This is a genomic window from Oleiphilus sp. HI0079 (genome assembly GCF_001635105.1).
Map to the genome: position 1 here is coordinate 1 of NZ_LWFT01000938.1, position 811 is coordinate 811.

Annotated in this window: 1 protein-coding gene; it reads right to left on the bottom strand. The window is 47.1% G+C overall.

Annotation, left to right across the window (positions count from 1 at the left end; all coding sequences use genetic code 11):
* Positions 1 to 811 (bottom strand): ATP-binding protein (locus tag A3750_RS17215; RefSeq protein WP_231871861.1); only part of this gene is annotated, 811 nt, incomplete at both ends.

Sequence of the window (811 nt, forward strand, 5' to 3'; positions counted from 1 at the left end):
AGCGTTGGCGTAAACAATAGTACCTTGACCTTTTGCGCTTGAATTTCTTCTACTGCTTGCGTTACGGCTGGCGCATTCAGCTGATCCTCGTTTAGACAGAGGAGAGCCAGGGTTTGGAGAGGACTTGTCAGATGTCTTGTGTGATCGCAAAGAGCTTCTAGGTGATCAAATACTTTAACGGAGACGCCGGTAACGGCAAGGGCGTGTTGAATGCTTCGCCGAGAGGTTTGTTGAAGTTCGAAGAGTAGGCAGTCTAAACTTTGAAGCTGCTTAAGGGTCGAATCGTCTATCCCTAATATGCCGCCATGCTGATCCGTTTGTTCTGCCATCAACTCCTCATCCAGCGGTAAGGTAAACCAGAATGTTGCGCCATTTCCTGGCTCGCTTTCAAAATCGATTTCGCCGCCCATTTCATGGACAAGTCCACGACAAATACTGAGTCCTAAGCCAGTTCCCCCGAACTGACGCGCTGTAGATGCGTCTGCTTGAGAGAAGGCTTTGAAAATACTGGTTTGCTCCGAAGTCGATAATCCAATACCCGTATCCGATACCGATATTTTAAGGTTACCGAGCTTGCTATCTAGGCTGTCATCTAACATGACTCGAATTACGATTTCGCCTTCATCAGTGAACTTGACCGCGTTATTGATGAGGTTTGTGATCACCTGTTTTAGGCGTAAGGAATCGCCGAGAATCTGCTTTGGCGCATCGTCATAGTAAAGATAATTTAGTTCTAGTCCTTTGTTATGTGCCGAGGGAGCGAGCATGACTACGATGTCTTCGATCAGCTCGTGAAAGTTCATCGGTTCTT